This window comes from Fructobacillus americanaquae, from assembly GCF_024029775.1.
Taxonomy (GTDB): Bacteria; Bacillota; Bacilli; order Lactobacillales; family Lactobacillaceae; genus Fructobacillus; species Fructobacillus americanaquae.
On sequence record NZ_CP097122.1, the window covers coordinates 875,185 to 901,149 of the forward strand.

Genomic DNA, 25,965 nt, shown 5'->3' on the forward strand with positions numbered 1-25,965 from the left:
ACCATGGCATATCAAGCACTTTACCGGGTGTACCGGCCAAGGACTTTTGAGCAAATGGTCGGCCAAGAAGTGATTACCAAGACGCTCGAGAACGCCATTGAGCAGAAACAAACAGGTCACGCATACCTATTCTCGGGTCCACGCGGAACGGGAAAGACCTCAGCGGCTAAGATTTTCGCCCGCGAAGTCAATGGCATTAGCCAGGACCAGGCAAATGAGTCCCACCCCGACATTATTGAAATTGATGCGGCTTCGAATAACGGAGTTGATGAAATCCGATCTATTCGAGATTCGGCTAATTACGCCCCAATCGAAGCACCATTTAAGATTTATATTATTGATGAGGCCCACATGCTATCGACGGGCGCCTTTAATGCACTTTTGAAGACTTTAGAGGAGCCACCGGCTCAAGTAAAGTTTATTTTGGCGACGACTGAAGTGCAAAAAATGCCTGCCACCATTTTGTCGCGGACACAGCGCTTTGAGTTTAAGCGGCTTGCTAACGAAACGATTAAGAACCGCATGATTGAAATTTTGCACCGGGAAGAGCAGCCATTTGAAGACCAGGCTTTAGAGGTTGTGGCCACTGCTGCGGAAGGTGGGATGCGCGATGCTTTGTCAATTTTAGATCAGGTAATTGCCTATGGTCCAGATAAAATTTCGCTCGAAAACGCCCTGACGGTAACCGGATCGGTCAAAATCGATCAGTTACTGACTTACTTAAATCAAATATTAGACCGCGACACGGCAGCTGCTTTAGCAACTTTGTCTGCAATTTTGTTAGCAGGAAAGGACGCTAATCGCTTTTTAGCTGACTTGATGGCTACCCTGCGAGATGTGATGCTCGTTGACTTAGCGCCGGATCTGGTGCAGGCAACTAGTAAGATAAAAGAGCTAAAAGCCTTTAAAGCCAAAATTTCCCAAGACCAATTGCAACAAATGCTTGTCGTTATCGATGATGTGAAGACCCAATTGGCTGCCTCATTGCAAAGCGATATTTACCTTGAAATCTTGACGGTTAAGCTAACATTAGCAGACGCAGATCAAAGTCAGTCAGCTTCCCGAGTTAATCAAGGAAAGTTGCATGAAGAACCTTTTACACGCAGGGAAAACACAAAAGAAGTAAAAATAGCTGCTAAGCCAGTTGATACAGACCAGACTAAGCCGGCTATTGTTGAGGCTGCGGCAACCAAACAAGCTGCAGTGACTGAGGACAAAGTCACTGAAAGAATTCAAGGAGAACCGGCTGCTAAAGAGGCAGCGGGTCGACAGGTTCAATCAGAGCAAAGACCACTGACAGGGTCAGAGCAGGATAATGATTTGTTAGTGGATACTGATTTTGCTGGTGAAGAGCGGCCTTCACCAATTGACCCGGCGGTAAATCAATCAACGGGAAAGTCACAGAACGACGCGTCTTACGCTCAAGTACAAGCAGCGCCAGCCAAAGAATCAGTTTCGCGAGAATTACCAACTGTTTATATCGGTCAAGAGCCCGTTCAAGCAGTTCTGTCTCAGGCAAAGCGAGATTGGCTGACAAAGGCGCAAAACGTCTGGCCTGACCTAGTCAAGGATTTTGCAGTTAAAGACCAAGCAGTCTTACAGACGGTCGAACCAATGGCTGCTTCCGACCGGGCCTTGATTTTAGCCTTTGATTTTCCAGCAATTATGGACGCTAGTATACAAAATACCGCTTTGTTGGCTAATTTGGCAGCTGCACTGCGCAAAAATCAGTTACCAGAAATTCTAGTCATCCGGAGCAAGGACGAATGGCAAAATGACCGAGCAGCTTACGTGACAGCCTTGCGGTCAGGGAAAAAAATCGAGATTGCTCTTGATGACTTGACTCCACTGGTCTTAGAACCAAAGTACGACCAGTCAGCGGCAGTGACTGAGACGGCCAACCAAGAAAAAGTTGACCAGGGTCCTGATTTAGTACAAGAAGCCAAAGCCCTCTTTGGGGACGATTTGGTCGTTGTGACCCAAACAGATGATGAAGGAAAATAGGACATGCAATATCCAGAACCAATTGCAAAATTAATCGATTCATATTCAAAGTTACCGGGAATTGGGGCAAAAACTGCCAGCCGATTAGCTTTTTACACATTGGGGATGGACCGAGAGGATGTCAATTCCTTTGCCAATGCCTTGGCAACAGCGAAAGAATCAGTTACATTTTGCGAAATTTGCGGTAATATAACAACAAAGGATCAAAATCCTTGTGCTGTTTGTTCCGATGCTAGCCGTGACCAGAGTACAGTTTTGGTCTTACAAAACCCAAAGGATGTGATGGCAATGGAGCAGACTGGGGAATATCACGGACTTTATCATGTTTTAAATGGTGTGATTTCTCCTAGTGCCGGAACAGGGCCAGAGGATATTAATCTCCCGTCTTTAATTAAGCGTCTTTCAAAGGATGAGCAGATTCAAGAAGTGATTGTTGGGACGAACGCCAATACCGATGGTGAAGCCACCGCGATGTACTTGGCCCGCCTTTTGAAGCCGGCTAATATTAAAGTGACTCGACTAGCAACCGGCTTAGCGGTTGGGGCCGATATTGATTATGCGGATCAATTGACTTTGATTAAGTCCATCGAAGGCAGAAATGAGCTCTAATGTTTAATAAAAAGAAAAAAGTGAATACTGGTTTCCTCAAAGAAAAATTTGATGCATTACTTTTAAGTCAAATTAATCAAGCACGTTTAGAATACCACCAAGCGCAAGAGTCCGAAACGGCAATGGTTGATTCGCGGGTTAACGGTCATATGATTCAAGCCCGAACGGCAGTCGACAAGGTGAAGTTCTCCTACCTTTACAATGAGGCTCGACGTCGCAAGGCAGTGGCGAAGCAACCGCTGATTTTCAAGCAACCACAGGAATAGGAGCTGCCCATGAGTGAAATGCATTTTTTGTCATTTGAGGGTCCGGAGGGGGCAGGAAAAACCACGGTGATTGAGGCGGTGCGTCCGTACTTAGCAGAACTGGCTCAGGCAGATGTCTTAGTAACTAGAGAACCAGGTGGAACACCGATTGCTGAAGGAATTCGAACGCTGCTCCAAGAAAAAACGGAGCCGGCAATGGATTCTTGGACGGAAGCATTGCTCTATGCCGCTTCTCGACGTGAGCACCTAGTCCAAACCGTTCAGCCGGCAATTGCTGCCGGAAAGGTGGTTTTGTCAGACCGGTACCTTGATTCATCATTGGCTTACCAAGGTGGCGGGCGTCAACTTGGGGTGAACCGGATTGCCGAACTAAACGCCTTTGCCACGCAGGGACGACTACCAGATTTAACGATTTATTTGGATTTGCCGGTCGAGATTGGGTTGGAGAGGATTTTTGCCAATCGAAAGGGTAAGATTGACCGACTGGATGAAGAGGAACTTTCTTTTCATCAGACAGTCCGTCAAACTTATTTGGAATTGGTGGAAAAAAGCCCAGAACGAATCAAGCTGGTCAATGCCAACCAAGATGTTCAAGCTGTAATTGAAGAAGTCAAGCAGGTCCTAGCGACCTATTGGAGGTAAGAAGATGAAATTAGTCAATGCCATTGTTCAAGATAAAGATGCAACAAAGTTAGCTAACGCCTTCGTGAAGGCCAAGATTCAAGCAACCCGTCTTGCCACATCAGGTGGCTTCTTGCGGTCCGGCAATACGACCTTTATCATTGCCATTGATGAGGACCGAGTTGAGGAAGTTCTGCAAATTATTAAAGATGTTTCACAGAAGCGTAAGCAGTTTATGGTGCCGCCAATTAGTGTTGAGGGAGAGCGGACGGGGGCTTTCCCAGTCGAAGTTGAAGTAGGTGGGGCCACTGTCTTCACGCAGACGATTGATGATTTCTATCAGTTCTAAGTTTTAATGGCTAAAAGAAATAGTAACAAGGGTCAAACAGCCCAAAATACTGCAGCACCAGCTCTTGTTGACCAAGATTTTCAGGCAATGGCAGCAGCGGCCTATCCGGCTAATTACCGCCAGCTTGAGCAAGCGGTGGCTGAAGACCGTCTTTCACACCTCTATTTGTTAGCTGGTGTGGGCAATGCTGAAAAAATTGCCTTGGCGCAGTCGTTGGCTTCTTTTGTACTTGGTCAAGATGAGCTAACGAAGCAGCGGCTGGCCGCTTTTGATCACCCAGATTTTGTGACCGTTTTACCCGAAAAGCCGGGAGCGGCGATTAAAATTGCACAAATCAGGGCCTTGGTCCCAGAACTGACAACAACTGCCTTGGAAGGACAGCGAAAAATTTTCGTGATTGACCAGGCGGATACGTTGACGACAGCAGCGGCTAATTCACTGTTGAAATTTATCGAGGAGCCGGCGGGTCCACAATTAATTTTGCTTTTAGCAAATCAGACCAGCGATGTGTTGGCAACGATTCGGTCGCGCGCCCAGTTAGTGAGCCTCCAGGCATCCGACCAAGTAAACCTTGGTAGTCAGGTTGCTCAAGAAGCTTTTGCCAAGGAGGCCCAACCGAAGGTTTTTAAGTGGTTTGAACTGGCGATGACAGAGGATGTGGCTTTAATGGCATACCTACAGGGACAACTTTTGCCCATGGTGACCGTCAAGGACCAGGAAAATCAGGTTCTATCCTGGCTTCAGTTGCTTGGTCGCGACATAGCTGTTTATTCTTATGTTGACCAAGACCAATTGGCTTTTCCGCAGTTGCTTGGTTTTTATCAGGGAATGGTTAAGCGTTATCAGCCTGACCAGTTATTAGCGGTTGGGAAGCTGATTTTACAAACCGATCAGTTGAAGAATGTTAATATTTCTTGGCAAAGTCGGTTAGAAAAATTGGGACTCGAAATCACAATGGCCTTGGGATAGGATGATATGCAGGTACAAAAAAGTTTTGCAGAACAAACAACGGGGACACTCTACCTCGTTGCCACACCGATCGGTAACCTTCAGGATATGTCAAAGCGAGCCATTGAGGTGTTATCGACCGTAGATTTGATTGCAGCTGAAGACACAAGACACACACAGTTATTACTGAACTACTTTGATATTCATAACAAAAAGACGGCCCTTCATGAGCATAACTGGCAGGAAAAGGCTCCACTGATTGTTCAAGATTTGTTGGCAGGACAGTCGGTTGCCCAGGTTTCTGATGCGGGCTTGCCTTCCATCTCAGATCCGGGGAAAGAATTAGTAGCCCAAGCAATTGCTGCTGGAATTCCAGTTGTGCCTGTGCCAGGGGCCTCAGCCGGTATCACGGCGTTAATTGCCTCTGGCCTTGTGCCACAACCCTTCTATTTTCATGGCTTCTTGCCACGAAAGAAGGGAGATCAGCAGACTGTTTTGGCGGACCTTGCTCGTCGACCCGAGACACTAATTTTTTATGAGGCCCCGCACCGCTTGAAGGCAACAATGGAAAATTTGCTTACTGTGTGTGGCCCTAGTCGACCAGTCGTCTTGGCCCGGGAGCTAACAAAGCGTTACGAGGAATTTTTGCGTGGGACCACGAAGGAGTTGGTCGACTGGCTAACTGAAAATCAGGCCCGTGGAGAATTTGTTGTGATGGTTGCCGGCGCTAGCACAGAAGACCTCAAAGAAATGGCCGAGCCACAGCAGGAGGATGCTAAGATTTTGGCTGAAACGGCTGACCTCCCTCTTGACCAAGCGGTGGCCAAGTTAGTCACGGCCGGTCAAAAGCCGAATCAAGCGATTAAGCAGGTCGCCAAAGAACGGGGATTGAACCGGCAAGAGGTTTATAAAATTTATCATCAAATCGAGGAAGATCATGGCTGATATTTTTTCAATTACACGACCTGTTGAGTATTATCAGGTTGATCTGACACGCAAGCTTTCCTTACCAATGGTCTTGAACCTGGCCATCCTATGCTCCAGGCTCCAGGGGGAACACTTGAACGTTGGTTATACTGAAACCGATAAGCGTGGTTTGGGTTGGGTTATTTTACAATATGATTTAAAGATTACCCGCCGGCCAAAATTAGGTGAGAAGATCACAATTGAGACCAAGGCTGGGGAGTGGTCTTCTTATTTTGCCATGCGTGGCTTTTACTTTAAGGACGAACATGGTGAAATAATTATTGACATTGATTCCCTTTGGGCCTTGATTGACTTAGAGACGAGGCGAATGAAGCGCCTACCTGAAGACCTTGTTGTTCCTTATGGTGGCCAAGAGGTGCGTCGTTTAGACAAGATGGTCAAGGTTGATAAAATCAAAGATGCAGATGTTCAGGTTAGGCGGCCCTATCAGGTACGTTTCTTGGACATTGATGGAAACCGCCACGTCAACAATTCTAAATACTTGGAGTGGATGTTGGATGTGTTGCCCCTTGATTTTTTGAAAGGGCATGAGGCGGCTGAGCTGACCATTCGTTATGAAAACGAAGTCCATTATGGTCACCGAGTTGAATCACAAGCAATTTTAACAGATAATAAATCAAGACACCGGGTTGTCAAAGAAGATGGAATTTCGGCAGAGGCCGTGATTAATTGGATGGACCGGCCCAAACAAAAAGTGAGGAAAAGTAGATGTCTGTATTAGTATTAGGTGGCGCTGGCTATATTGGTTCACATATGGTGCGGCGGTTGTTAGACCAAGGACAAGATGTTGTTGTTGTTGATAATTTAGTAAAGGGGCACCGAGCAGCGGTGGCACCGGAAGCTAAGTTTTATCAAGTCGACATTCGCGACAAGCAAGCCTTGTCTGAAGTTTTTGAAAAGGAAAACATCGATGCTGTCGTTCATTTTGCGGCTTTCTCAATTGTGCCAGAATCCGTTGCTGAACCATTGATGTACTTTGATAACAACACGGCGGGAATGGTGACTTTGCTGGAAGTGATGAAAGACTTTGATGTGAAGAAGATTGTCTTTTCATCAACGGCCGCTACTTACGGTAACCCAGTGAACATTCCAATCAAGGAAACAGACCCACAAAACCCAATCAACCCTTATGGGGAATCGAAGTTGATGATGGAAAAGATGATGGCTTGGGCCGATTCGGCTTATGACATCAAGTGGGTAGCCTTGCGCTACTTCAACGTGGCCGGTGCTATTGAAGATGGTTCAATTGGTGAAGACCATGGTCCAGAAACGCACTTGGTCCCCATCATCTTACAGGCGGCAGCCGGTCAACGCGAATACATCGAAATGTTTGGGGATGATTATAAGACGCCAGATGGTTTCAACGTTCGGGATTACGTCCACGTTGTGGACTTGGCAGATGCCCATATTTTAGCCTTGGATTACTTGGCCAAGGGTAACAAATCAGCTCAATTTAACTTAGGATCTGCCACTGGTTTCTCGGTTAAGGAAATGGTTGAGGCAGCCCGTGAAGCAACTGGCGTGAATATTGAGGCCAAGGTTGGGCCACGTCGTCCTGGTGACCCAGATATCTTGGTTGCAGATTCAACGCAAGCTCGAGAAGTTTTGGGTTGGCAACCAAAGTTTGATAATGTGAAGGACATCATCAAAACAGCTTGGAATTGGAAAGAAAAGCATCCAAATGGCTATGATGACCGCAAATAAAGTTTAAAAGGCCAAAGAGGCCTTTTTTTAGTATGATTTTGCAATATAATTAATAAAAAAGCAAAAAAGTGTTGTTTGTTTGTCTGTAAGCGTTTACAATAAAGATAAGGAAACGTGTTGAATAAAATCAACCTCCGGTTCAAAACAAAGCGGAAAGGATGTTCGCCATGGCACTATTAGGAGCAATTGAAGGCGGCGGTACGAAGTTTGTTTTAGCTGTCTGTGATGAGGATATGAAGATTGTTGACCGTCAGTCGATTCCGACTGAAGACGGTGAAAAGACACTTGATGCGGTGATTGCCTACTTTGATCAGTTTGAGGATATCAAGGCAATGGGGATTGCGATGTTTGGCCCGATTGATATTAATCCAGAGTCCAAAACTTATGGCCGCGTCTTAGATACACCAAAGCGTGGTTGGTCAGGTTATGATTTTATGGGTCGAATGAAGGCCTGGCGTGATATTCCTTACTACTGGACCACTGACGTCAATGGTGCGGCATGGGCTGAGTATAAGACGGGAGCCGTGAAAGAAAATCAATCGTTGGTTTATCTGACGATTGGAACGGGTGTTGGTGCAGGTATTATCAACCGTGGCCACTTTTTGGCAGGCTACGGCCACCCCGAGGCAGGCCACATTATGATTCAAAAGCATCCAAAGGATGACTATCGGGGCCATTGTCCATTCCATCAAGACCACTGCTTGGAAGGCTTGGCATCTGGACCGGCCATGGCTGAACGTTGGGGGATGACAGCTAAGGAATTACCTGATGACCATATCGCTTGGGAAATTGAAGCTGATTATTTGGCCCAAGCCGCAGTTGACTTTACGGTCATTCTCCGCCCCGACAAAATTATCTTTGGTGGCGGGGTTCCACACCGCGAGAACTTATTACCAATGATTCGCAAGGCTTTTGCCGATAAGTTCCGTAATTATTTGGCAACACCCGATTTTGAGGATTACATTGTCCCTGTTTCTACTGGCGATAACGCTGGTATTATTGGCTGCTTTTATTTAGCCCAAGCTAAGTTAGCGGAAGAAAAATAAATTAGAAAATTCCGCTTTTTTGGTAAAAAAGCTTGCCGACTGTTGCTATATATGTTATGATATCTTTTGTTGTGAAAGATATTCATGGTTAGTTAGCTCAGTTGGTAGAGCAACGGACTCTTAATCCGTGGGTCCAGGGTTCGAGCCCCTGACTGACCATCATAAAATAAAAGACTGGAATTTATTCCGGTCTTTTTTTGTATCGTAGGGTCATAGGGGGTTGCTAATGACAAATAAAAAACGAATCATAGTGCTGATTGTTGGCTTGATTTTACTAGTGATGATTACCTTTTTAGCATTGGGATTACACGGGCGAAACCAGGGCCATAAGACGAGCCGGTCACAGACAAAGGTAACTACCTCAAGTCTGCCAAAGGGTGTCAAGAGCACAGACTGGGATCTTGTCTTGATTAATAAGCAACATCCAGAAAATCAGGAAATTAGTTTTACCCAAGCTCAGGTTGGTGATAAGGTCGTTAACCAAAAGATTCAGCAGAGTGTCATTGATTTTATGGCTGGGGCCAAAGCAGCTGGTTACGAGACGACCTTGGTTTCGGGCTACCGTTCAATCGAATATCAGAAGGAAGTCTTTGCGAATGTTTTAGCAAACAACGAAAATAACGGAGAATCAGAGGAAAAGGCACTGGCTGAAACCAAGAAGGTTGTGCAAACACCAGGTTCATCGGAACATCAAACCGGTTTGGCTATTGATCTGGCTGGAAATGATGCTTTAGCAAAGTATCCAGGCTTGACTGGTGAGATGGACCAGTTTGCTTCGCAGCGTTGGTTGATTGACCATGCGCCTGAATATGGTTTCATTCTTCGGTACCCAAAGGACGAGGCGTCAATTAAGGAGACAGGCATCGATTATGAGTCTTGGCATTTCAGGTATGTTGGGGTTAAAAACGCACAGTATATAACGAAACACCATTTAACCCTCGAGGCCTATTTGAAGGCTCTGAAGGCGCGAGAGGCGTCTTAAAAATGAAGGTGGATAATTGGGAATTATGTTCCTAGTTATCCGCTTTTTTTGTGGTCATGATTTAGTAGATTGTTCCTTAATTGAAATGCTGGCATGAATTTAAAAAATAACTGAAAAATAATATTTCAATCAATAAAATTATCGACTATACCAATTTTAGAATGTCTGTTCGGTTGATTTGCGGTAAAATGAATAGTCGAGTGACAAAATAGCTTTTAAATTCGACTTTTCTGAAGGAAAAAGGCGATATGCAGCGCTTTAGCATAAGGACAACTTTAGACTATGGGATAAAAAGACGAATATTCACATGAACGCGAGGGGAACAGATGTGCTTTTTTGTTCGTAAAAAGGGGAATGGGGAAAAATTTGGATAAGTTTTCCAAAACCCCAGTCTGATGGCTTTTCTCTTTTTGGAAAAGTAACACCCAAAACCTGTGGATAAGTGGTGCGTTTGGGGATAAATCACTAGAAATTGGTCTATATTGGCTGATTTTTTGGGTATAAGTCTGGGGAATAGTGGATAAAAGAGTGGATAAGTTGAATGAAAGGGACTAAGTTTTGTTTTTAGACCAAAACAAGTGGTGAAATTAAAATGAAAATTAAAGTATTAACAGTTGGAAAATTAAAAGAAGATTATCTGAAAAAGGGAATCGCGGAATACGCCAAGCGGTTGAATCGCTTTGGTACCGTCGAAATGGTGGAAGTTTCTGATGAAAAAACGCCTGAAAAAGCCTCAGCAGCTGAAAATCAACAAATTATGGTGAAGGAAGCGGAGCGAATTCAGAGTAAAATTGGTGAACGCGACTTTGTCGTTGTTTTAGCGATTGAAGGACAGGAGCTGGCCTCAGAAGACTTCGCGGAAAAATTGGAAGCTGCCAAGAACACGGGTCATGGTACCTTAACCTTTATTATTGGTGGATCACTGGGACTGGATCCCGTCGTTAAAAAGCGGGCCAACCTTTTACTCTCTTTTGGAAGATTGACACTACCACACCAGTTGATGCGTTTGGTGCTGGTTGAACAGATATATCGAGCAATGATGATTTCAGCGGGATCTACTTATCATAAATAAGCAGTCGTCAAATGCGACAAAAAAAGCCAAACTCCATGGAGTTTGGCTTTTTCATATTAGCACCGGTATAACTGGTCACTGTTACTGTTTATTAATTGAAAACTGAAAGTCATCCGGGACAACAATCCCAATTTCTTTGACTAGCACCTGTCCAGCAGACTTTTTTCCTGGATTTTTGGTGACACCGACTTTAGTAAAGCCAAAGGAAATCGTTGTCTTGGCCTTTAGGGCAGCCCCCATGATTTGGCCAGTGGTACCATTCACGCCAGTGGGCAGATCAAGTGCAACAACGGTACTTTCGATGTGATTAGCTGCCTTGACCATCTTTTGCAGGCCCTCGGGTAAATCTTTATTTAATCCGGTACCAAAGATGGCATCGATGATTAATGAGGCTTGCTTGAAGTCTGATTTTTCAGAACGTGGAACCCCGCAGGCTTCGGCAATTTGCAGTTGGTGCTTGACCGCGGGCTTGGCCTTATTGGCATTACCGACAAACTGTAATGAAACGGGAATGTGCAGCTGATGCAATAGGCGTGCCAGAGCGATCCCATCGGCACCATTGTTGCCCAAGCCCACTAAGACCAAAACGTTGGAGAGGTCATAGGCTCCGGCGCCAAGGACGTCTAGAGCGGCCAAAGCGGCACGTTCAATCAAAACCTCTTCTGACAAGCCAATGGTTGCCATCGTGTATTGGTCTAGTTCCTGCATTTCTTCTGTTGTCACGAGTTGTGTCATTCAAATCACCTTAGTATAATAGATATATTCAATTATAATATAGAACAGCAAAAAAGAGTAATGAAAGGCGGCCACAAAATGGATAACATGGAAGTTGCTGATGATTATCAACAGGTAAAGGACCAGGTGGCGATTTTGAAGGCCCGGGGGGAAACAGTCACGGAAGAAGAAATGATTGAGCGGACTCTTTTGCGTGGCTTGGAAGAAATTTTGGACTACCGGATGGATGGAACCTTTTACACGGTTAAGTGGAACGATCAGAAAGAATTGGAGCTTTATGATGTCTATCATGAGCTTTCCGCAACTATCAAGGCTAAGGGTAGCTCTTTGATTGAAGATTTTAAGCAAGATGACCAAGGATTGTGGGACAACTTTAATTTGTCTGTAATGGCAATCGAGAACCGTTAAAAATGCTTGCCGTAACAAACATTATCTGTTATGATATTATCTGTTACGGAGAAGTACTCAAGAGGCTGAAGAGGCGCCCTTGCTAAGGGTGTAGACGTGTTAAAGCGTGCGAGGGTTCGAATCCCTTCTTCTCCATGAGTACCATCAGGGGACGTCAAGAGACGTCAAAAATCCCAGTCTTAAGCTATTTTGTTTTTTTGACCGTCACTGAACGTCACTGACAATCAATAAAAGTAGCGGATAAATTAGAGAATAAAAAACACTTGCACCCTAGCAATGTGACGGCTTTTATAGCCGTTTTTATTTTGTCCAAAATATGTCAGAATAGGCGAAAAGTAGCGGATAAAATCAAATAAACGGACAGAACACACCAGAAGTACCAAATCAGTACCGCAGATAATGAACAACAACACGGCTTAAAACTGTAGCGGAAAAGTAGCGGATATTTTTGTATTGTCCAGTAGTGGACAACTAACCACTGGACCTTGAGGTATATCAGTTATGTTCGACATGTGGTCATATTTTAAACAGTTATAAATTCTTAAAATTACTGATACCTGTAACATTGTATAATCGAAATAACAGTGTTGTGAAATAAAAAAAGGCTACCTTTTAGGTAACCTTTTTAGTGTCCTCGTTTTTTAAGTCGTTTTTTTTCTTGTTTTTGCTTAAATTTCTTTTGTTTTTTCTGCTGCTTCTGTTTTTTCTTTTTTAATTGACGAGTTGATTTTATTTCCTCACGCTGTTGTTTTAATGCTTTTTGAGCTTTTGTAGAAATACTAGTCTCTTCGCGATGTACCTTTCGCTGTAATCTTTTTGGATTTATCTTTTGATGATAAGGTGGATCAGATAGCTCTATACCAGAGCTGAACGAAAATTCATAATAGTATTTTAAGATTAGTTGCTCGAGTAGAGGCAACTTGGGCTCTGTTGTACCTAATACTTTCTGATAAACAGTATAAGTATTTTGATTATATGACTCAAAGATGGCTCGATAAAAAGACCCATCAAAAGTAATGGTTAGTTGGCACGTTACTGTGTGCATTTTAAACCTCTCCTTAAATGCACTTGTTGAAGAGCCCAAGCCAACGGTTGAATTTGCAACTTTATTTAACAAAAGCTGGTGGATTTCTGGAAATGAGGGTAAAAACATGACTGCGTATGCTGATTATTTTGATAATTTAAGAATTGACGGGGTTAAAATATTTTTTGATGAATATGAATATTGGTGGTTTGGTTTATAAAAAAGACCTCATGAGTCCAACTCACGAGGTCTTTTTGTTTGTCCTCAAACCAGATTATCTGGCAGAAAGAGAATTAGGTAGTTTACTGATGGCTACTACACCGCCTAAGAAACCCTGGGACAAAAACCTATCATTTAGGTTAGCAAATGTTAGCATTTACTCCAACATATTCCAGCATTTTACCTTAGCAATTCTTAGCATTATAATGCAGTATTTTGCAGTAATTGTAATGATGAACGAATTGGACACCGTCAGAACATCCCCAATATAAAAAGCCTTACTCAAACGAGTAGGGCTTTTTTGTGCTGATCACATTAAGTAAGCAGCATTTATAATTAGTATACCGCCACCAATTAAAAATAGGATTGTCCCCCAAAAGATTTGTGAAATTACACTCCTATCTCCAAAGTATAAGCGTATGAGCGGGGCAGTTTGACCCATTGTTAAAATAATAAGTCCTAATAAAGTAATGGCAAGTCCAATTAATGCTATCATGTTTTTTTATCTCCTAATGCTAATCAGTATCATTGCAAGCCCCAACGGGCTTTTTTTATTTGTCCTGCTACAGTCCTAGTAATAAGTAACTGTATAGCCGACAACCGCAATGATAACAAAAATAACAGCGGATTTTAAGTATCGTTTGTCTTTAGTATTCATATTGTTCTTCCTTTCATCCCCGATAGTGGGAGTTCATACCTTACCAATCAAGGCGCTTTATATCATGCAAGCCCAAGTGGGCTTTTTTATTTTGATTTATTTATGCTTATTTTGTTGGGTCTGAAGTTTTGAAAGACTATCAATAAGCATTTTAGCCTTTTTGTAAGTATCTTTTTCTAGTGCTTGAGTTGATGAAAAACCACCCGTTGACAAATATTTATATTCTGCATTTTCTTTTGCTTGTTCTGCAACGATTAAATCAACCCCCGGGTTTTCAGGGTCAAAATAATTCAGGTTATCAAAAAAGCTATTTAATGCTTTTACGGAATCGTCGTTTCCGTGATAGCAAAGCAGTTTAACAATTAAAGCCAAGCCGTCAATCGTCGGCGTGTTCTCTTTGTTGTTTTTTTCATTAAGTCTAGAAAGGCTTTCTATTAGCAAGTCAATGCCTTGGCTTGAAAATGTATCTAGTCCTTGAAGATGTGAGATAGGAACATCAAAAAAATCAGCAAGTTTTTGCCAAACTTGGTGTTTGCCATTCTTAATATACCCACTTTCATACCTCGAAAGAGTTGGCTGTGATATGCCAACAACGGATGCAAGCTTAGTCAAGCTAATTTTTTTCTCTTGTCTTAATTGTTTAATTCTATTTTGTTCCATATATGCAACCTTTTTGAGCCTAAGTATGGTTTTAGTTTAACAACTTATGCAATAAATGCAAACAAAAGTCCTTGACAATGTAAAAAATGCATAATATTATTGTTGATAACTATATGCATTTTATGCATGAAAGGAGAAGTGAAATGAAAGCATTAACAACAAACTTTGTTGACGCCTTAACGATTAAGAAGGCACGAGAACGCCTGAACTATGGGCAGCTAGCGGAAAAAACAGGAGTTAATAGCGTGACTATCTCACGAATTATCAACCGCAAGGTAGATACAGTACAAGAGCGAACGTTCGACAAGTTGAACGACTGGCTACTGGAGGAGGTATAGCAATGGAACAAACATCACAGACAGTCACAGAATGGCCACGCTGGCTTAATTTGAAAAACTCTTCTAAGTATGCCGGTTGTTCGCCAAATACGTTCAAGCGTCATCTAGTGAAGGCTGGGCGAGTGAAGGCACACGTCACAGGGTATGGCGTTCTGTACGACCGTGACGAGATTATCAAAGTTATTAAAGGGTGGCACTAAGGGGGGATGATATGGAAGTTTGGAATATTGTAATAACGCTTGTCACTGTGGCCGTTGTGGGTCTTGGTGGCGTAGAGGTTGGCTACTATTTAGGAACTAACGAAAAGTAGAAAGGAGAGCCGAAAGCATGAATAAGGCACAAAAAAAAGACATCCCCCGAAGTTTGGCGACTAGATGGGAATGACTTGAACAAAACGCCTTTTAATACGGCTATTTGGCTACATTTTAACATGGAAAAACAAAAAGTAACAACGGTATATAAATTAGATCTTGAATTTATATCAGATTCATCATCAGAGATTAACGCCATCACAAAGTTATTAGCGATAGCAATTAAAAATAAACAAGTGGACGAATATGACAGCGAAAAGGTATTAAAAAATAAATCAGGTTTGTCCATTGAAATTGCTAACAAGATCGAAGAGTTGTGTTTGGAGATGGAGAAATAGGGGGAATTAATGGCACTAAGAGCAGAATTAGCGACAAGGCTCAATAATGATATGAAAATCGGCCATGATGATTTTTTAGAAGATGATTTTTTGCTAGAAGATTTTGAAGACGATAGTTTAAACATCAAAATCAAAAAGGGCCAAATTGACAGCAATATAAATATACTCATTAATTTATATTTAGAAAGAAAAACAGAAAAATCCTTGAGTAGTAGAAACGTTAGTGAAGCTATCAAAATGGCGGGTATTGAAAACCGTTTTTCATCTTCGCAACAATGGATAAAATCAAAAAAATGGGACAAAAAAACACGACTTTGGGACATCGGGAGCAAACTGTTTGGTATTGCTGACAATCGTGTTAACCGGGCTATTGGTATTTGGGTTGTGCACCTAGTAGCTGGAGCAGATGGTGAGAATGTTGGCACATTCCAGTACACGCTGGATATTATTGGCAATCAGGGAACAGGAAAAACATCATTTTTAAAAAAGATTGGGCAAGAATTTTATACGGATCAAATCACGTCATTCAAGGATAAAGATGATTAAATGAAAATGCTTGTTTGCTTATTGGTTAATGATGATGAAATGCAAGTTAGTAAAGGCGAGAAACAAGAAAGGGAATTTAAAAAATTCGTATCAACTGACGTTTTTTCTTATAGAAAGCCCTATGACTCTATGGCTACTCATAAAAATAGGCACTTTGTTATTGCTCGAACGACAAACAATAGTGATTATTTAACAGATCTAACAGGAAATAGACGAGTTATCCCGGTCTTGGTCAGTAAGAAAAAAATAGTTAATCCATCTTATGAATTGCCTGAAGAATGGTATAACAATGTTTTAGCTGAAGCTTATCAATATTATCAATGTCATGACTTGTATTTGCTAAATAGGGAACTTGATCATTGTGACTTTACAGATATCACGGAATGTTTGAACGAGAATATAGATATTAAAGACAACGTTATAGATATTATAAAAAAAGACTATCCAAAGGAAAAAGTTGTTCCTATGGCTGAGCTAAAATCGAAAGTATTAGAAAGTGGTATTAATTATTGGGCTAGTAGAAAAGATAAGGCTGTTATTAAAAGCCAAGTAAATGACGTCATGACTTACTTAGGATATACACAAGGAAGACCTTCCATTAACGGGAAACAGGTTAGGTCATACATTCTTGAAGAATGATAGTTAAATGTGTAAGACAAAAAAGGCTGAAATTTAGACAAAAAAAGCTATCTATATTTAAAAATGAAAGAAAAAATTAGTGTTTATATATCTAACTTTTGTCTTTTGTCTTGCCTTTGTCTAAGTTTTGTCTAAACAAAAAAGCCTTTATATCAACCTTTATAGAGAGTTTAAGACAAAGACAATATATATTTATATAAAAAATAATATACGTATATATAGGGTATATATAGGGGTAAAAAGTTTAGGCGTATTTTGGATGTCTTTTGTCTAAATCATAAAAAAACGGATTATCTAATGAGCTTTATAGCCTGAATAACTAAGAAAAGATAAAAAATGTTGCATTGTGCAAAAGGTCAAACGGTGGCAAAATAAGAGGCGTGACGTTGGTGGACTGTTAGAAGTTCTGAACGCACGCCTTTTTATGATATCCCCCAAATTGCCTTTTGTACATAGCTAGGGTGCTATGGAGGCGACAACATGCAATTAAAAGAAGTTCAAACAAAGAAAGGCAAAGCGTGGGAAGTAGTCGGATATTTAGGACTACAGCCCAACGGGAAAAGAAAAAAGGTACAGAAGCGAGGTTTTTCAAGCAAACGAGAAGCAACAGCATGGTTTAACAATGAAGTAACACGGTTTAGCAACGGACAAAGTCAGTACAACGAAAAAGCCCCCAAAACAGTTTTTACTGTTCGAGAGCTTTATGAAATGTGGCTAGATGGTTACCAAAACACTGTAGAAGAAAGTAGCCTAGTGAAAGTATTAAGCTATTTTGACCTGCATATCTTGCCGACTTGGGGGAATACGACAATTAGTGAAATAACCCCGCTATCTTTACAGAAATATCTCAACACAATGCAGGCGAAACTGATTAAGTACAAAAAAGTAGTTGGCTACTTTAATCAACTTACTAAGATGGCCGTCAAGATGGACATGATAGACGTTGATCCGTTCACTAAGGTGGATATGCCAAGAGAGCGCAAGAGCCAGACGAAAAAGAAAGCCATGGACGCTGAAGAGTTCAAACGTTTTATCGAGGTGCTAGATGGTCAATATTGCCAGATTAACAGGCAGGCTTACACGCTATTGAGATTGGTAGCCGTCACGGGGATGAGAACGGAAGAAGTTCTTGCCTTGCAGTGGAAACATGTAAATTTTGATGGCGGTTATATCACAATAGAGCAGGCGCTAGGCCGTGGTTTGCATGGCAACGGATACATCAAGGCCACGAAGTCAGAGACCAGCACAAGAACAATTAAGGTAGCCAGTGACATGGTCAGGAAGTTGGCGCAATGGTATAACTTAAGCAAGAACAAAGAGCCTGATAGCTTTGTTTTCAATAACAACGGCAAACCATTGCAACCGCTCCGACCCAATAAGTGGCTACATGAGGTTAGTGATAATTACAAAGTGGCCAACGGCATAGCCATGCATGGCTTGCGACATACTTGGACAACATTAGCATTAGAACAAGGGGCAAGCGTGAAACAGGTACAAAGTTATTTAGGACATGCAGACGCCAATATCACGTTGAATGTTTATGCAGAAATTACCAAGAAAGCCAGCGAACAAACGGGCGAAGTCTTGAGCAATTTAATTAGTTAAAAAAGCAGAAGTAGCGGAAAAAGTAGAGGAAAAAACTTAAAACGTTGATATGACTGGGCTTATTGGAGTCCCTTCTTCTCCATGAGTACCATCAGGGAACGTCAAGAGGCGTCACAAATACCAGTCTTAAGCGATTTTGATTTTTTGAGTAATCAAGAGAAGTCAAGAGTAAATTACAAAAATGGTACTTTTTTGGCACAAGAAAAGTACGGCTAAAGGACAAAAAAGCTTACGATTTTAAATCGTAAGCTTTTTATTGAATCTTTATTACGGTTGAAATCTAACATTGTCTTTAACAATCTCGATAATTAAAGCTTTTTCATCATGTTATACCAAGTCTCACCAGCATGTTGAGAATTAGAAATGCCGTCGACTTGATAACCGTTTCTTTCATAAAATGGAACCAATTTTTCTAAACATGTTAGGGTTATTAACTGTCGTCCTTGTTGCTCAGCAACTATGGCCAACTGTTGCAATAATTGACTTGCAATGCCCATTTTTTGTTTGTCTGGTGATACTACCAAACTAAGAATTGTTTGATAAGGTGCATGCACTGAATTTGGAACTGAAGTTTCAAATAGGTTGTCTGTAATATAACGTTCCGTCGAAGCCGGACCGACAATATAACCTGCAGGATCTTCCTGTTCATCATAGGCAACAATAAAAGTATCTGGGATAACTTTTATTCGTTCTAACATGCTGTTTGCAGTAGCCGCTTCAGCTTCAGAAAACCCTGAATGTTCAATATTCATAATTTTATCTAGATCATTTTTATTTGGTTTACCAAAAGTAATTGCCATACGTAGTCTCCTGTACTGGGCCGTGACATGGATTGTCACTGATTAAGTAGTTTGGTTAAAAAATGTTCGTAAAGGGCCACAACCCGAATTAGAGTAGTGGGCATTTAATATCATCGATTCAATCTTTTTATTGCTGACTGGCAAACCAGTCTTCTTGAAAAATAACGTAGTGGTCGAAGTCGACCCAATTACCAGCATAAAAGACTTCATTTTTTGAAGTGCCTTCTTTAACAAAACCAGCCTTAGTATAGGCCCTTACAGCCCCCGTGTTGAAAGGGAAAACTGACAATTTTATTTTATGCATGTTTAAGTTATTGAAACCATAGTCTAATATCAAGGACAGTGTTTCTTGACCGTATCCTTTAGACCGATCTTCTTCCTTTGGAAAACCAATACCTAGTTCACAAGAATGGTTACGAATACTGATGTTTGATAGACTAACAAACCCAATTAAGCTATCATCATCGACCGTGCGAACAGTAAACTCAACAGTTTCGTTACTTCTAGAAGAATTACGAAAAATCTTTTCCCAATCCTCTGCCGTAAAAGGGTGAATGACGTCATCAGACAGTGGATTAATAAAGTTTTCATCCCATTGCCAGCTGGCGAAGTTATCGCCATCACCCTCATGATAATGTGATAATTTTACATTTTTTCCTTTTCAATCTCGTATTGTCGCTATGATAGACAAAAATCGACTCGATGGTTGCCTTTTTTAAATCAGTAAAACCTGACTCTTAAAGTTGCTTTGCTTAATATTACAAACAGTATAACTTAAAACGGATTAGTTTATGTGGGTGGTTGGCATTCAATTTACTGATAGCAAAAAGACGAAAAACAAAATCTATTGTTTTTCGTCTTTTTTTGCTGACAGCCAGTCAACAAAATGTTCATATAAATTCTGGTCACGGTCACGCAGTTGGCCGGTATACATGTCGATCTTATGGTTCAGCAAGTTGAGGTTTTCTTGGTATCGTTGTAATTTGTCTGCTACTTGTTTTCGATGACGTACTAAAATATGTAAAATTTCTTCTTCATAATCGCTACCATACCGCCGCAATTTGACAAAGTGTTTCAAATCCTCGATTGACATATCGGTAGAACGCATGTGTTCAATAAAAAGTAACCAATTGACATCGTCTTCGCTATAAATTCGAATATTAGAAGGGGTCCGATCAGGAACAATCAGTCTCTCTTTTTCATAGTAGCGGAGTGTGTACTCAGTTAAACCGGTTTTTTCCGCAACGTCTTTGATTTTAAAAGTTTGTTTTTTGTTAGCCATGCAAAAATTATAGCACAACCATTGACCTAGAGTTAACTCTAGGGATTAAAATAACCATATCAATAGGAGGACTACTATGAAAGATAAAGTAACAGCAGGTCGTGATCAACTGGGCCAGGTTGCTCCTGATTTTGCCAGATATAATGATGATATTTTATTTGGTGAAGTCTGGGCCGATGATACCTTGAATCCAAAGACGAGAAGTATAGCAACCAATTCGGCTTTGATTTCGATGGGAGCTTTTGAGCAATTACCGTTTCACATGGCGAAAGCCAAAGAAAATGGTGTTAGTGAAGAAGAGATGGCTGCGTTGATTACGCAATTAGCCTTTTATACAGGTTGGCCAAAAGGGTGGTCGGCCTTTAGTATTCTGAAAAATGTATACGGGGGAGAACAATGACAAAATTTAATGAATTGGAAAATGGTGGTATTTTTGGCAAAGGAATCCCAAACCCATATGGGCAATTCTTTATTGGTGATACGTTTTTAAATGGTTTAACCACTAGTCCCGATGAAAAAATTTCAGTTGGGACGGTTACCTTTGAACCTGGGTCACGAAATAACTGGCATATTCACCATGATGGGTATCAAATTTTGCTCGTTACTGACGGAAAAGGCTGGTATCAAGAAGAAGGTCAACCTGCTCAATCTTTGAAACAGGGGGATGTGATTGTGACTAAAGATGGTATTAAACATTGGCATGGAGCGCAGGCGGACTCTTGGTTTGAACACATTGCGATTACGGCTGGAACACCTGAATGGTTGGAGCCTGTTGATGATAAAACATACCAAAATTTATAGGAGAAATTCAGTTGTTAGAAGAAACATATCAATTATCAAATCAAGTAAAGATTCCTAAGATTGCATTTGGTACTTGGCTACTTGATAATCAAGAAGTTGTTGGAGCAGTTGAGAATGCTATCAAGGTTGGTTATCGCCACATTGATACGGCCTCTGCTTATGGCAATGAAGAGGGCGTTGGTCAGGGGATTCGAAATGCTGGTATCAAGCGTTCAGAAGTATTTGTGACAACGAAATTAGCTGCTGAGGTCAAGGATTATAAAACAGCGAAAGCCGAAATCGATAATGCTTTAAGCAGGCTCAAGGTTGACTATATTGACCTCTTGTTAATTCATTCGCCAAAGCCTTGGGCTGATTATAAGGGGACTGATCATTATTTTGAGGGAAATTTAGCGACATGGCAAGCTATGGAAGAGGCATACGCTGAGGGTAAGGTCAAAGCAATTGGTGTGGCAAACTTTGAACAGGTGGACCTGCAAAATTTAATTAAGAACGGTCACATTAAGCCGATGGTGAATCAAGTCTTGGCACATATTGGGCACATGCCACTTGAATTAATCAATTATGCTCAGCAGCATGACATCTTAGTTGAGGCACATTCACCATTCGGTCATGGTGATTTGATGAATAATGTCGAAATTAAGCAACTGGCTAGCAAACTAAATGTTACGGTTCCTCAATTAGCAGTCCGATACCTGTTGGAATTGGGCTTGTTGCCTTTGCCAAAGGCATCGACTGTGGAACATATGAAGATGAACGCTGCCACTAATTTTGTGATTCCAACTGAAATGATGCAGAAATTAACGGAGTTTTCTGGATTGAAATATTCAGACAGCACTTCTGTTTTCCCTGTTTATCAATGATTTTTATGGAGTTGTTGGATAAAGAGTTTCCAAGGGATTAATTAATTTTTGGCATGAACCGGCTGAATGGTTAACATTCAGCTTTTTTCATTCACACATCTTAGCCAATAGCCATTCGCTATCTTGAGTTCCATCTGCCAGAATCTGGTTATCATTCTTGTTTAAGAAAACAAAGTACTCATTTGGCTGGTCATCATTAATGGTGAATTTTAAAGTATCCAGATAAAAGAGTCTTGATTGGTTAAGGTTTCAGATGGATAACTCGGGGCTGGTTTTATTGAATTTCGTTGTTTGTTGTTTTAATCGAATAATTCCAAAGTAAAGATTGCTTGCAAATTTTGTCATGATTTTGTCAATATAAAATTACGTTCGATTACGGCTCCTTTGCACTTTTATACATCAATTTACATTAGAAAAAAATATTGTAGAATAGAAAAAGGTATAAATTAATATCTAAATGTCTAACGTTTGGATGGGTGATGGTAGAAATACTAGAGAGAATTTTTAGCAAAGTCTTTAATTGCTAAAAAAATGTAATCAGCAGATTTAGTATTTTCTTCCATAACTTGAACAACGTGCGCAAAAACACGCTAAAAGCGAGGGAGAAACTATGAATGGATTTTTTGCCATGCTATTTTTCGTGTCCCTGATTTGGCTAATGGTCGAATGGGTGAAAAATAAGCGAGCAGGGTTAAAGTTGCAAAAGCGTGGTAAGCGGCTGCTGGTCGTAACACTGGCTTTTTTTGTAATTGTTTTGGGAACGGCACCTACCAATCAATCACAGGCTGATGACAAGCAAAAGGTTAAAAAATCAGCTACAACGACATCGCAGTCAAAGAAGAAGTCTTCTACTTCAGGTAGTGCTGTAAGTAATCAAAGTTCGAGTGCCAATGTTGACCATAAACAGCAAACGGCTAGTGGCCTCTTAGCCTTTACCGGTAAGCGGCAAATGGTCATGGGTAACTTAGATCAATTGGGTCGAGCAACTTATTCTCATATTCAATTGCAGGATAAGGATGAACCAAAAGTAAAGCGGGCAGCAAAATTAAAGTACAATCCTGTTGGATGGCATAATTTTAAGTTTTATTATGGTGATGGGACCAAGCAGGCTTGGGTCATGAATCGTGGTCATTTGGTTGGCTACCAATTTAGTGGCTTGAATGATGAGCCTAAGAACTTAGTACCAGAAACGGCTTGGATGAATGCTGGTGATTACCAGGGAATGAACGATAGCAATCAGGATTCGATGCTTTTTTATGAAAAGCGTCTTGATTCTTGGTTGGCTAACCATCCCAATTATTGGCTAGATTATCAAGTAACGCCAATTTACCAGGGGGATGAATTGATTCCCCGTCAGGTCAAGTTGGATTATGTTGGTTTAGACAGCTCGGGTAAGATGCTTGCGATTAAGTTGGGGTCTGATAAAGAATCAACTGATCATAATGGTGTTACCCATGTCGTTTTGGATAATAGTACACCAAATGGGACGATTGATTACGCTAGTGGACGAGCAACAAATACAGTTGCTAAGGCCGGTACGAGTTCTCCAACACAGAAAAGTGAGTCAGATTCCTCAACGACCAAAAAGCAGGAACAGAGTACAGCGGAACCTGCTGTGCAATCCACCCAGCCTGATCAAGGTAATAGTGGTGAATCTGATAGAACAGTTTATGTCACTGGTGGTGGCAAGTCAGACGTATACTGGTATAGTACCGCGTCAATGCCAGCACGCACTAATAAGAACAATATTATTACGATGACCGAAGCTCAGGCGAAAGCACAGGGGAAGCGTGCCTCGTTAAAGTAGTAAGAAAAAATCGGCCAAAATAAAATCCTTTCTTCAACCCTATTCCACCTTGCATGCCTCTCCTTGCTTGCGTACAATGGAGGCTAACAGGAATAGAGAAGGAGAACAACGTAAATGACTATGGGCGCTGCTTTCAAAAGCTTTTGGAAAAACTATTTTAATTTTACTGGAACTGCAACTAGAGCAGAATATTGGTGGATGGTTTTACTTGGATCTATTTTGACAATCCTTTGGATAGTTGCCACCATTTTTTTTGCGGTTGTGGCCGGGCTGTCACCAATTCAGGAAAATCTCAATATCTGGCATTGGTTAATGACTTTATCAGGGGGACTCATCGCCTGGTTAGTTATCTCAGCGTTGATTTTTTTGGCGGTTTTGATTCCTGCTTTATCATTAGAGGTCCGTCGTATAAGAGATACGGGGTTGAATGCAGTCCTGGTTTGGATTGTTTTTGCCATCGATATCTTGTCTGATGGTTTTGGCTCAAACGGAGCGTTGAACGATATTGTGTCCTTGCTAATCTTGTTGATCATGGTCTTTCCAACCGATAAGTTAGCGAACGTTCGAATGATTGGTAAAAATCAGCGATAAAACAGGCCAACATTAATAAAGACAACTTTGCGAAAGCAATTCAGACTCTGAATTGCTTTTTTAATTGCTAGTAAGGTAGAAATGTTAACAAATTTAGACAAATGTCAGGTTTTCTGTTATGGTTGAAATATAAGTACTTTGACATTTCCTGCCGTTGAATCAGCTAGAGTTGCCATCGCGGCGCTCTGGCTGATTTTTTGTTGGAAAAATATAATCGATGAAAGGAAACTGATTAGATGAAATCGTTATCCAAATTTTTACATAAGCTTTTGCACCACCCCAATACTCTTGCTTGGGTTTTTCCAATCGTGATGGTTGCCATCATGTCCACATATAATACTGTTATTCGTTTTGGTTTTTCCGAAAAAAAGTTGGAGCGCGTTTGGCTCATGTACCCTGTTATTGTGGTCTTTATTTATTGCCTGCGCACGTTTGTGACCTTGCCAATTACCATGCGGCTTCATCAGCATTATCCGAAATTTATTAAAAATCATTTATCCGAAAGTTACACGGTGCCATTAACCGTGATGATGCTTAATGTTTCCATCATGATGCTCTGGTTGACTGAAATGTACCATCGTCTGTATCCACAATTCTTGCCTGGTTACTTGATGAATTGGGTGAAAACGTTCTTTGTTGCTGTACCAATCTTCTTCTTGATTGTCCGACCAATCATCTTAGCAATTTTTGATTACCTCAGAAAGCGCTTCCCGGTCGAACCATTAATTGAAAAATTGGAAGATACATTGGAAACGGGTCACCAGGCCTAACAACCAGTGGCAGAACGGGTAAATCATTTTAGAGTAAAAGCAGAACGTTTGTCTTCTTTTGCTCTTTTTGTTTGTTTTTAGGTGGATAATATAAGAAAAGACTTAAACTTTTTTCATTATTTTGTTATGTTAGCTAACAAAGTTTGTCAGATTTTAGGACGTTGACCCGTAAGATGGAAATAAGCTTGGTCTACTTATGGTCGACTAGAATAAATGTTGTAAGGAGAAAAACGATGTCAATGATCGAATTCAAAAATGTACAAAAGTACTATGGTGACTTTCATGCCCTTCATGACGTCAATTTAAAAATTGATGCGGGTGAGACTGTTGTCTTAATTGGCCCTTCTGGGTCAGGAAAGTCGACTTTGATTCGAACCGTCAACGGTTTAGAAGAAATCGAAGACGGGCAGTTGATTGTGGATGGTCAAGACCTTCACGACCCCAAAACTGACATTAATAAAATCCGTCGAGATGTCGGAATGGTTTTCCAACACTTTAATTTGTATAACAATAAAACAGCGTTAGAGAACATCATGTTGGCACCGCGTTTAGTTTTGGGTCGGGAAGAAGCCGAAAACAAGCGAATTGCAATGGAGCTGCTCGAAAAAGTTGGTTTGGCTGACAAAGCAAACAACATGCCATCTGCCTTGTCAGGTGGTCAAAAGCAACGGATTGCCATTGCTCGGTCTTTGGCAATGAAGCCAAAGGCGCTCTTGTTCGATGAACCAACCTCTGCATTGGATCCCGAAATGATTGGGGATGTTTTGGATGTTATGCGTGATATCGCTAAAGACTCATCCATGACTTTGTTGGTGGTGACTCACGAAATGGGCTTTGCCAAGGCGGTAGCCGATCGGGTCATCTTTATGGCCGACGGTCGCATTCTGGAAGATAATTCGACAGCTAGTTTCTTTGAAAACCCTCAAGAACCGCGGGCGAAGAAGTTCTTAAGCCAGGTGGAACACCACTAAGAAGACGGGAA

General features: G+C 41.3%; 31 protein-coding genes, 2 tRNA genes and 2 pseudogenes. 28 read left to right on the plus strand and 7 right to left on the minus strand.

The genetic code is table 11. The features are described from left to right. Positions 1 to 3: 3 nt before the first annotated feature. The 13 genes from dnaX to rlmH all read left to right on the plus strand — a co-directional run bounded on the left by dnaX (position 4) and on the right by rlmH (position 10,588). The gene (dnaX, locus tag M3M36_RS04205) at positions 4 to 2,004 is read left to right on the plus strand and encodes a DNA polymerase III subunit gamma/tau (RefSeq protein ID WP_252773366.1); all 2,001 of its coding nucleotides are present in this window, start codon (positions 4 to 6) and stop codon (positions 2,002 to 2,004) included. A gap of 3 nt (positions 2,005 to 2,007) precedes the next feature. Then, positions 2,008 to 2,613, plus strand: a complete 606-nt coding sequence (gene recR, locus M3M36_RS04210; RefSeq protein WP_252773367.1) for a recombination mediator RecR — start codon at positions 2,008 to 2,010, stop codon at positions 2,611 to 2,613. Further along, positions 2,613 to 2,879, plus strand: coding sequence for a DUF2508 family protein (locus tag M3M36_RS04215; protein ID WP_252773368.1), 267 nt, complete (start codon positions 2,613 to 2,615; stop codon positions 2,877 to 2,879). Before recR ends, M3M36_RS04215 begins: the two co-directional genes overlap by 1 nt. A 9-nt stretch (positions 2,880 to 2,888) precedes the next feature. After that, positions 2,889 to 3,521 carry a dTMP kinase gene (tmk, locus tag M3M36_RS04220; RefSeq protein ID WP_252773369.1) on the plus strand — a complete coding sequence of 211 codons (633 nt, stop codon included), beginning with the start codon at positions 2,889 to 2,891 and terminating at the stop codon, positions 3,519 to 3,521. Positions 3,522 to 3,525: 4 nt separating this feature from the next. Further along, a complete protein-coding gene (locus M3M36_RS04225) occupies positions 3,526 to 3,849 on the plus strand; it encodes a cyclic-di-AMP receptor (RefSeq protein WP_252773370.1) in 324 nt (107 codons plus the stop codon). Between the two features lie 6 nt (positions 3,850 to 3,855). Beyond that, positions 3,856 to 4,818, plus strand: a complete 963-nt coding sequence (locus tag M3M36_RS04230) for a DNA polymerase III subunit delta (RefSeq protein WP_252773371.1) — start codon at positions 3,856 to 3,858, stop codon at positions 4,816 to 4,818. Between the two features lie 6 nt (positions 4,819 to 4,824). Then, positions 4,825 to 5,742 (plus strand): 16S rRNA (cytidine(1402)-2'-O)-methyltransferase, encoded by a 918-nt coding sequence (gene rsmI, locus M3M36_RS04235; RefSeq protein WP_252773372.1) that lies wholly within the window; start codon positions 4,825 to 4,827, stop codon positions 5,740 to 5,742. Next, the gene (locus M3M36_RS04240; RefSeq protein ID WP_252773373.1) at positions 5,735 to 6,505 is read left to right on the plus strand and encodes an acyl-[acyl-carrier-protein] thioesterase; all 771 of its coding nucleotides are present in this window, start codon (positions 5,735 to 5,737) and stop codon (positions 6,503 to 6,505) included. Before rsmI ends, M3M36_RS04240 begins: the two co-directional genes overlap by 8 nt. Continuing rightward, positions 6,493 to 7,488: a UDP-glucose 4-epimerase GalE gene (gene galE / locus M3M36_RS04245; protein WP_252773374.1), complete on the plus strand. Its 996-nt coding sequence runs from the start codon at positions 6,493 to 6,495 to the stop codon at positions 7,486 to 7,488. Before M3M36_RS04240 ends, galE begins: the two co-directional genes overlap by 13 nt. Positions 7,489 to 7,655: 167 nt before the next feature. Further along, positions 7,656 to 8,534: an ROK family protein gene (locus M3M36_RS04250; protein WP_252773375.1), complete on the plus strand. Its 879-nt coding sequence runs from the start codon at positions 7,656 to 7,658 to the stop codon at positions 8,532 to 8,534. Between the two features lie 86 nt (positions 8,535 to 8,620). Beyond that, a tRNA-Lys gene (locus tag M3M36_RS04255) sits at positions 8,621 to 8,693 on the plus strand. 67 nt (positions 8,694 to 8,760) lie between these two features. Further along, positions 8,761 to 9,516, plus strand: a complete 756-nt coding sequence (locus M3M36_RS04260; protein ID WP_252773376.1) for a M15 family metallopeptidase — start codon at positions 8,761 to 8,763, stop codon at positions 9,514 to 9,516. Positions 9,517 to 10,108: 592 nt separating this feature from the next. Further along, a complete protein-coding gene (gene rlmH, locus M3M36_RS04265) occupies positions 10,109 to 10,588 on the plus strand; it encodes a 23S rRNA (pseudouridine(1915)-N(3))-methyltransferase RlmH (RefSeq protein ID WP_252773377.1) in 480 nt (159 codons plus the stop codon). An 81-nt stretch (positions 10,589 to 10,669) separates the two neighbouring features. Here the strand turns inward: rlmH and M3M36_RS04270 are convergent, their stop codons facing one another. Further along, positions 10,670 to 11,323, minus strand: coding sequence for an NAD(P)H-hydrate epimerase (locus M3M36_RS04270; protein ID WP_252773378.1), 654 nt, complete (start codon positions 11,321 to 11,323; stop codon positions 10,670 to 10,672). A 78-nt stretch (positions 11,324 to 11,401) separates the two neighbouring features. Here M3M36_RS04270 and M3M36_RS04275 point away from each other — a divergent pair, with 78 nt between their 5' ends. Next, positions 11,402 to 11,731: a hypothetical protein gene (locus M3M36_RS04275; protein WP_252773379.1), complete on the plus strand. Its 330-nt coding sequence runs from the start codon at positions 11,402 to 11,404 to the stop codon at positions 11,729 to 11,731. Between the two features lie 47 nt (positions 11,732 to 11,778). Further along, a tRNA-Ser gene (locus tag M3M36_RS04280) sits at positions 11,779 to 11,866 on the plus strand. 490 nt (positions 11,867 to 12,356) lie between these two features. Here M3M36_RS04280 and M3M36_RS04285 read toward each other — a convergent pair. Then, positions 12,357 to 12,884 carry a YjdF family protein gene (locus M3M36_RS04285; protein WP_252773380.1) on the minus strand — a complete coding sequence of 176 codons (528 nt, stop codon included), beginning with the start codon at positions 12,882 to 12,884 and terminating at the stop codon, positions 12,357 to 12,359. 59 nt (positions 12,885 to 12,943) lie between these two features. On the opposite strand from M3M36_RS04285, the gene M3M36_RS04290 reads away from it, so the two are divergent. Continuing rightward, positions 12,944 to 13,246: a hypothetical protein gene (locus M3M36_RS04290; RefSeq protein ID WP_252773381.1), complete on the plus strand. Its 303-nt coding sequence runs from the start codon at positions 12,944 to 12,946 to the stop codon at positions 13,244 to 13,246. Between the two features lie 38 nt (positions 13,247 to 13,284). Here M3M36_RS04290 and M3M36_RS04295 read toward each other — a convergent pair whose 3' ends face one another. Next, positions 13,285 to 13,470: a hypothetical protein gene (locus tag M3M36_RS04295; RefSeq protein ID WP_059393784.1), complete on the minus strand. Its 186-nt coding sequence runs from the start codon at positions 13,468 to 13,470 to the stop codon at positions 13,285 to 13,287. Between the two features lie 258 nt (positions 13,471 to 13,728). Continuing rightward, positions 13,729 to 14,292, minus strand: coding sequence for a helix-turn-helix domain-containing protein (locus M3M36_RS04300; protein WP_252773382.1), 564 nt, complete (start codon positions 14,290 to 14,292; stop codon positions 13,729 to 13,731). A gap of 143 nt (positions 14,293 to 14,435) precedes the next feature. Here M3M36_RS04300 and M3M36_RS04305 point away from each other — a divergent pair, with 143 nt between their 5' ends. The 5 genes and pseudogenes from M3M36_RS04305 to M3M36_RS04325 all read left to right on the plus strand — a co-directional run bounded on the left by M3M36_RS04305 (position 14,436) and on the right by M3M36_RS04325 (position 18,069). Further along, entirely contained in the window at positions 14,436 to 14,630 is a 195-nt protein-coding gene (locus M3M36_RS04305) for a helix-turn-helix domain-containing protein (RefSeq protein ID WP_252773383.1), read from the plus strand. A 2-nt stretch (positions 14,631 to 14,632) separates the two neighbouring features. Then, positions 14,633 to 14,830, plus strand: coding sequence for a hypothetical protein (locus tag M3M36_RS04310; protein ID WP_252773384.1), 198 nt, complete (start codon positions 14,633 to 14,635; stop codon positions 14,828 to 14,830). A gap of 230 nt (positions 14,831 to 15,060) precedes the next feature. After that, positions 15,061 to 15,279: a hypothetical protein gene (locus M3M36_RS04315; protein ID WP_252773385.1), complete on the plus strand. Its 219-nt coding sequence runs from the start codon at positions 15,061 to 15,063 to the stop codon at positions 15,277 to 15,279. A 237-nt stretch (positions 15,280 to 15,516) separates the two neighbouring features. Further along, positions 15,517 to 16,464, plus strand: a pseudogene (locus M3M36_RS04320) (VapE domain-containing protein). Positions 16,465 to 16,944: 480 nt separating this feature from the next. Continuing rightward, complete coding sequence (locus tag M3M36_RS04325; RefSeq protein WP_252773386.1) at positions 16,945 to 18,069, plus strand: site-specific integrase; 1,125 nt, start codon at positions 16,945 to 16,947, stop codon at positions 18,067 to 18,069. A 308-nt stretch (positions 18,070 to 18,377) separates the two neighbouring features. Here M3M36_RS04325 and M3M36_RS04330 read toward each other — a convergent pair whose 3' ends face one another. From M3M36_RS04330 to M3M36_RS04340, 3 genes and pseudogenes are all read right to left on the minus strand, one after another. Then, a complete protein-coding gene (locus M3M36_RS04330; RefSeq protein ID WP_252773387.1) occupies positions 18,378 to 18,869 on the minus strand; it encodes a GNAT family N-acetyltransferase in 492 nt (163 codons plus the stop codon). 127 nt (positions 18,870 to 18,996) lie between these two features. Continuing rightward, positions 18,997 to 19,527, minus strand: a pseudogene (locus M3M36_RS04335) (GNAT family N-acetyltransferase); the annotation flags it as partial. A gap of 186 nt (positions 19,528 to 19,713) precedes the next feature. Then, positions 19,714 to 20,151, minus strand: coding sequence for a MerR family transcriptional regulator (locus tag M3M36_RS04340; protein ID WP_252773388.1), 438 nt, complete (start codon positions 20,149 to 20,151; stop codon positions 19,714 to 19,716). Positions 20,152 to 20,227: 76 nt separating this feature from the next. On the opposite strand from M3M36_RS04340, the gene M3M36_RS04345 reads away from it, so the two are divergent. From M3M36_RS04345 to M3M36_RS04375, 7 genes are all read left to right on the plus strand, one after another. Next, positions 20,228 to 20,551, plus strand: coding sequence for a carboxymuconolactone decarboxylase family protein (locus M3M36_RS04345; protein ID WP_252773389.1), 324 nt, complete (start codon positions 20,228 to 20,230; stop codon positions 20,549 to 20,551). Further along, positions 20,548 to 20,952, plus strand: coding sequence for a cupin domain-containing protein (locus tag M3M36_RS04350; RefSeq protein WP_252773390.1), 405 nt, complete (start codon positions 20,548 to 20,550; stop codon positions 20,950 to 20,952). Before M3M36_RS04345 ends, M3M36_RS04350 begins: the two co-directional genes overlap by 4 nt. Before the next feature lie 11 nt (positions 20,953 to 20,963). Next, positions 20,964 to 21,815, plus strand: a complete 852-nt coding sequence (locus M3M36_RS04355; protein WP_252773391.1) for an aldo/keto reductase — start codon at positions 20,964 to 20,966, stop codon at positions 21,813 to 21,815. A 610-nt stretch (positions 21,816 to 22,425) separates the two neighbouring features. Then, positions 22,426 to 23,622 carry a DNA/RNA non-specific endonuclease gene (locus tag M3M36_RS06960; RefSeq protein ID WP_274705166.1) on the plus strand — a complete coding sequence of 399 codons (1,197 nt, stop codon included), beginning with the start codon at positions 22,426 to 22,428 and terminating at the stop codon, positions 23,620 to 23,622. A 114-nt stretch (positions 23,623 to 23,736) separates the two neighbouring features. Beyond that, positions 23,737 to 24,213, plus strand: coding sequence for a DUF805 domain-containing protein (locus M3M36_RS04365; protein ID WP_252773392.1), 477 nt, complete (start codon positions 23,737 to 23,739; stop codon positions 24,211 to 24,213). 236 nt (positions 24,214 to 24,449) lie between these two features. Next, complete coding sequence (locus M3M36_RS04370; RefSeq protein WP_252773393.1) at positions 24,450 to 24,983, plus strand: hypothetical protein; 534 nt, start codon at positions 24,450 to 24,452, stop codon at positions 24,981 to 24,983. 233 nt (positions 24,984 to 25,216) lie between these two features. Further along, the gene (locus M3M36_RS04375) at positions 25,217 to 25,954 is read left to right on the plus strand and encodes an amino acid ABC transporter ATP-binding protein (protein ID WP_274705167.1); all 738 of its coding nucleotides are present in this window, start codon (positions 25,217 to 25,219) and stop codon (positions 25,952 to 25,954) included. The last annotated feature ends 11 nt before the right edge of the window (positions 25,955 to 25,965 follow it).

Excerpts from the sequence above, each read along its gene's own strand:
- dnaX (WP_252773366.1), top strand. The coding sequence starts at position 4 with ATGGCATATCAAGCACTTTACCGGGTGTACCGGCCAAGGACTTTTGAG.
- recR (WP_252773367.1), top strand. The coding sequence starts at position 2,008 with ATGCAATATCCAGAACCAATTGCAAAATTAATCGATTCATATTCAAAG.
- M3M36_RS04215 (WP_252773368.1), top strand. The coding sequence starts at position 2,613 with ATGTTTAATAAAAAGAAAAAAGTGAATACTGGTTTCCTCAAAGAAAAA.
- tmk (WP_252773369.1), top strand. The coding sequence starts at position 2,889 with ATGAGTGAAATGCATTTTTTGTCATTTGAGGGTCCGGAGGGGGCAGGA.
- M3M36_RS04225 (WP_252773370.1), top strand. The coding sequence starts at position 3,526 with ATGAAATTAGTCAATGCCATTGTTCAAGATAAAGATGCAACAAAGTTA.
- M3M36_RS04230 (WP_252773371.1), top strand. The coding sequence starts at position 3,856 with ATGGCTAAAAGAAATAGTAACAAGGGTCAAACAGCCCAAAATACTGCA.
- rsmI (WP_252773372.1), top strand. The coding sequence starts at position 4,825 with ATGCAGGTACAAAAAAGTTTTGCAGAACAAACAACGGGGACACTCTAC.
- M3M36_RS04240 (WP_252773373.1), top strand. The coding sequence starts at position 5,735 with ATGGCTGATATTTTTTCAATTACACGACCTGTTGAGTATTATCAGGTT.
- galE (WP_252773374.1), top strand. The coding sequence starts at position 6,493 with ATGTCTGTATTAGTATTAGGTGGCGCTGGCTATATTGGTTCACATATG.
- M3M36_RS04250 (WP_252773375.1), top strand. The coding sequence starts at position 7,656 with ATGGCACTATTAGGAGCAATTGAAGGCGGCGGTACGAAGTTTGTTTTA.
- M3M36_RS04260 (WP_252773376.1), top strand. The coding sequence starts at position 8,761 with ATGACAAATAAAAAACGAATCATAGTGCTGATTGTTGGCTTGATTTTA.
- rlmH (WP_252773377.1), top strand. The coding sequence starts at position 10,109 with ATGAAAATTAAAGTATTAACAGTTGGAAAATTAAAAGAAGATTATCTG.
- M3M36_RS04270 (WP_252773378.1), bottom strand. The coding sequence starts at position 11,323 with ATGACACAACTCGTGACAACAGAAGAAATGCAGGAACTAGACCAATAC.
- M3M36_RS04275 (WP_252773379.1), top strand. The coding sequence starts at position 11,402 with ATGGATAACATGGAAGTTGCTGATGATTATCAACAGGTAAAGGACCAG.
- M3M36_RS04285 (WP_252773380.1), bottom strand. The coding sequence starts at position 12,884 with ATGTTTTTACCCTCATTTCCAGAAATCCACCAGCTTTTGTTAAATAAA.
- M3M36_RS04290 (WP_252773381.1), top strand. The coding sequence starts at position 12,944 with ATGAATATGAATATTGGTGGTTTGGTTTATAAAAAAGACCTCATGAGT.
- M3M36_RS04295 (WP_059393784.1), bottom strand. The coding sequence starts at position 13,470 with ATGATAGCATTAATTGGACTTGCCATTACTTTATTAGGACTTATTATT.
- M3M36_RS04300 (WP_252773382.1), bottom strand. The coding sequence starts at position 14,292 with ATGGAACAAAATAGAATTAAACAATTAAGACAAGAGAAAAAAATTAGC.
- M3M36_RS04305 (WP_252773383.1), top strand. The coding sequence starts at position 14,436 with ATGAAAGCATTAACAACAAACTTTGTTGACGCCTTAACGATTAAGAAG.
- M3M36_RS04310 (WP_252773384.1), top strand. The coding sequence starts at position 14,633 with ATGGAACAAACATCACAGACAGTCACAGAATGGCCACGCTGGCTTAAT.
- M3M36_RS04315 (WP_252773385.1), top strand. The coding sequence starts at position 15,061 with ATGGAAAAACAAAAAGTAACAACGGTATATAAATTAGATCTTGAATTT.
- M3M36_RS04325 (WP_252773386.1), top strand. The coding sequence starts at position 16,945 with ATGCAATTAAAAGAAGTTCAAACAAAGAAAGGCAAAGCGTGGGAAGTA.
- M3M36_RS04330 (WP_252773387.1), bottom strand. The coding sequence starts at position 18,869 with ATGGCAATTACTTTTGGTAAACCAAATAAAAATGATCTAGATAAAATT.
- M3M36_RS04340 (WP_252773388.1), bottom strand. The coding sequence starts at position 20,151 with ATGGCTAACAAAAAACAAACTTTTAAAATCAAAGACGTTGCGGAAAAA.
- M3M36_RS04345 (WP_252773389.1), top strand. The coding sequence starts at position 20,228 with ATGAAAGATAAAGTAACAGCAGGTCGTGATCAACTGGGCCAGGTTGCT.
- M3M36_RS04350 (WP_252773390.1), top strand. The coding sequence starts at position 20,548 with ATGACAAAATTTAATGAATTGGAAAATGGTGGTATTTTTGGCAAAGGA.
- M3M36_RS06960 (WP_274705166.1), top strand. The coding sequence starts at position 22,426 with ATGAATGGATTTTTTGCCATGCTATTTTTCGTGTCCCTGATTTGGCTA.
- M3M36_RS04365 (WP_252773392.1), top strand. The coding sequence starts at position 23,737 with ATGACTATGGGCGCTGCTTTCAAAAGCTTTTGGAAAAACTATTTTAAT.
- M3M36_RS04370 (WP_252773393.1), top strand. The coding sequence starts at position 24,450 with ATGAAATCGTTATCCAAATTTTTACATAAGCTTTTGCACCACCCCAAT.
- M3M36_RS04375 (WP_274705167.1), top strand. The coding sequence starts at position 25,217 with ATGTCAATGATCGAATTCAAAAATGTACAAAAGTACTATGGTGACTTT.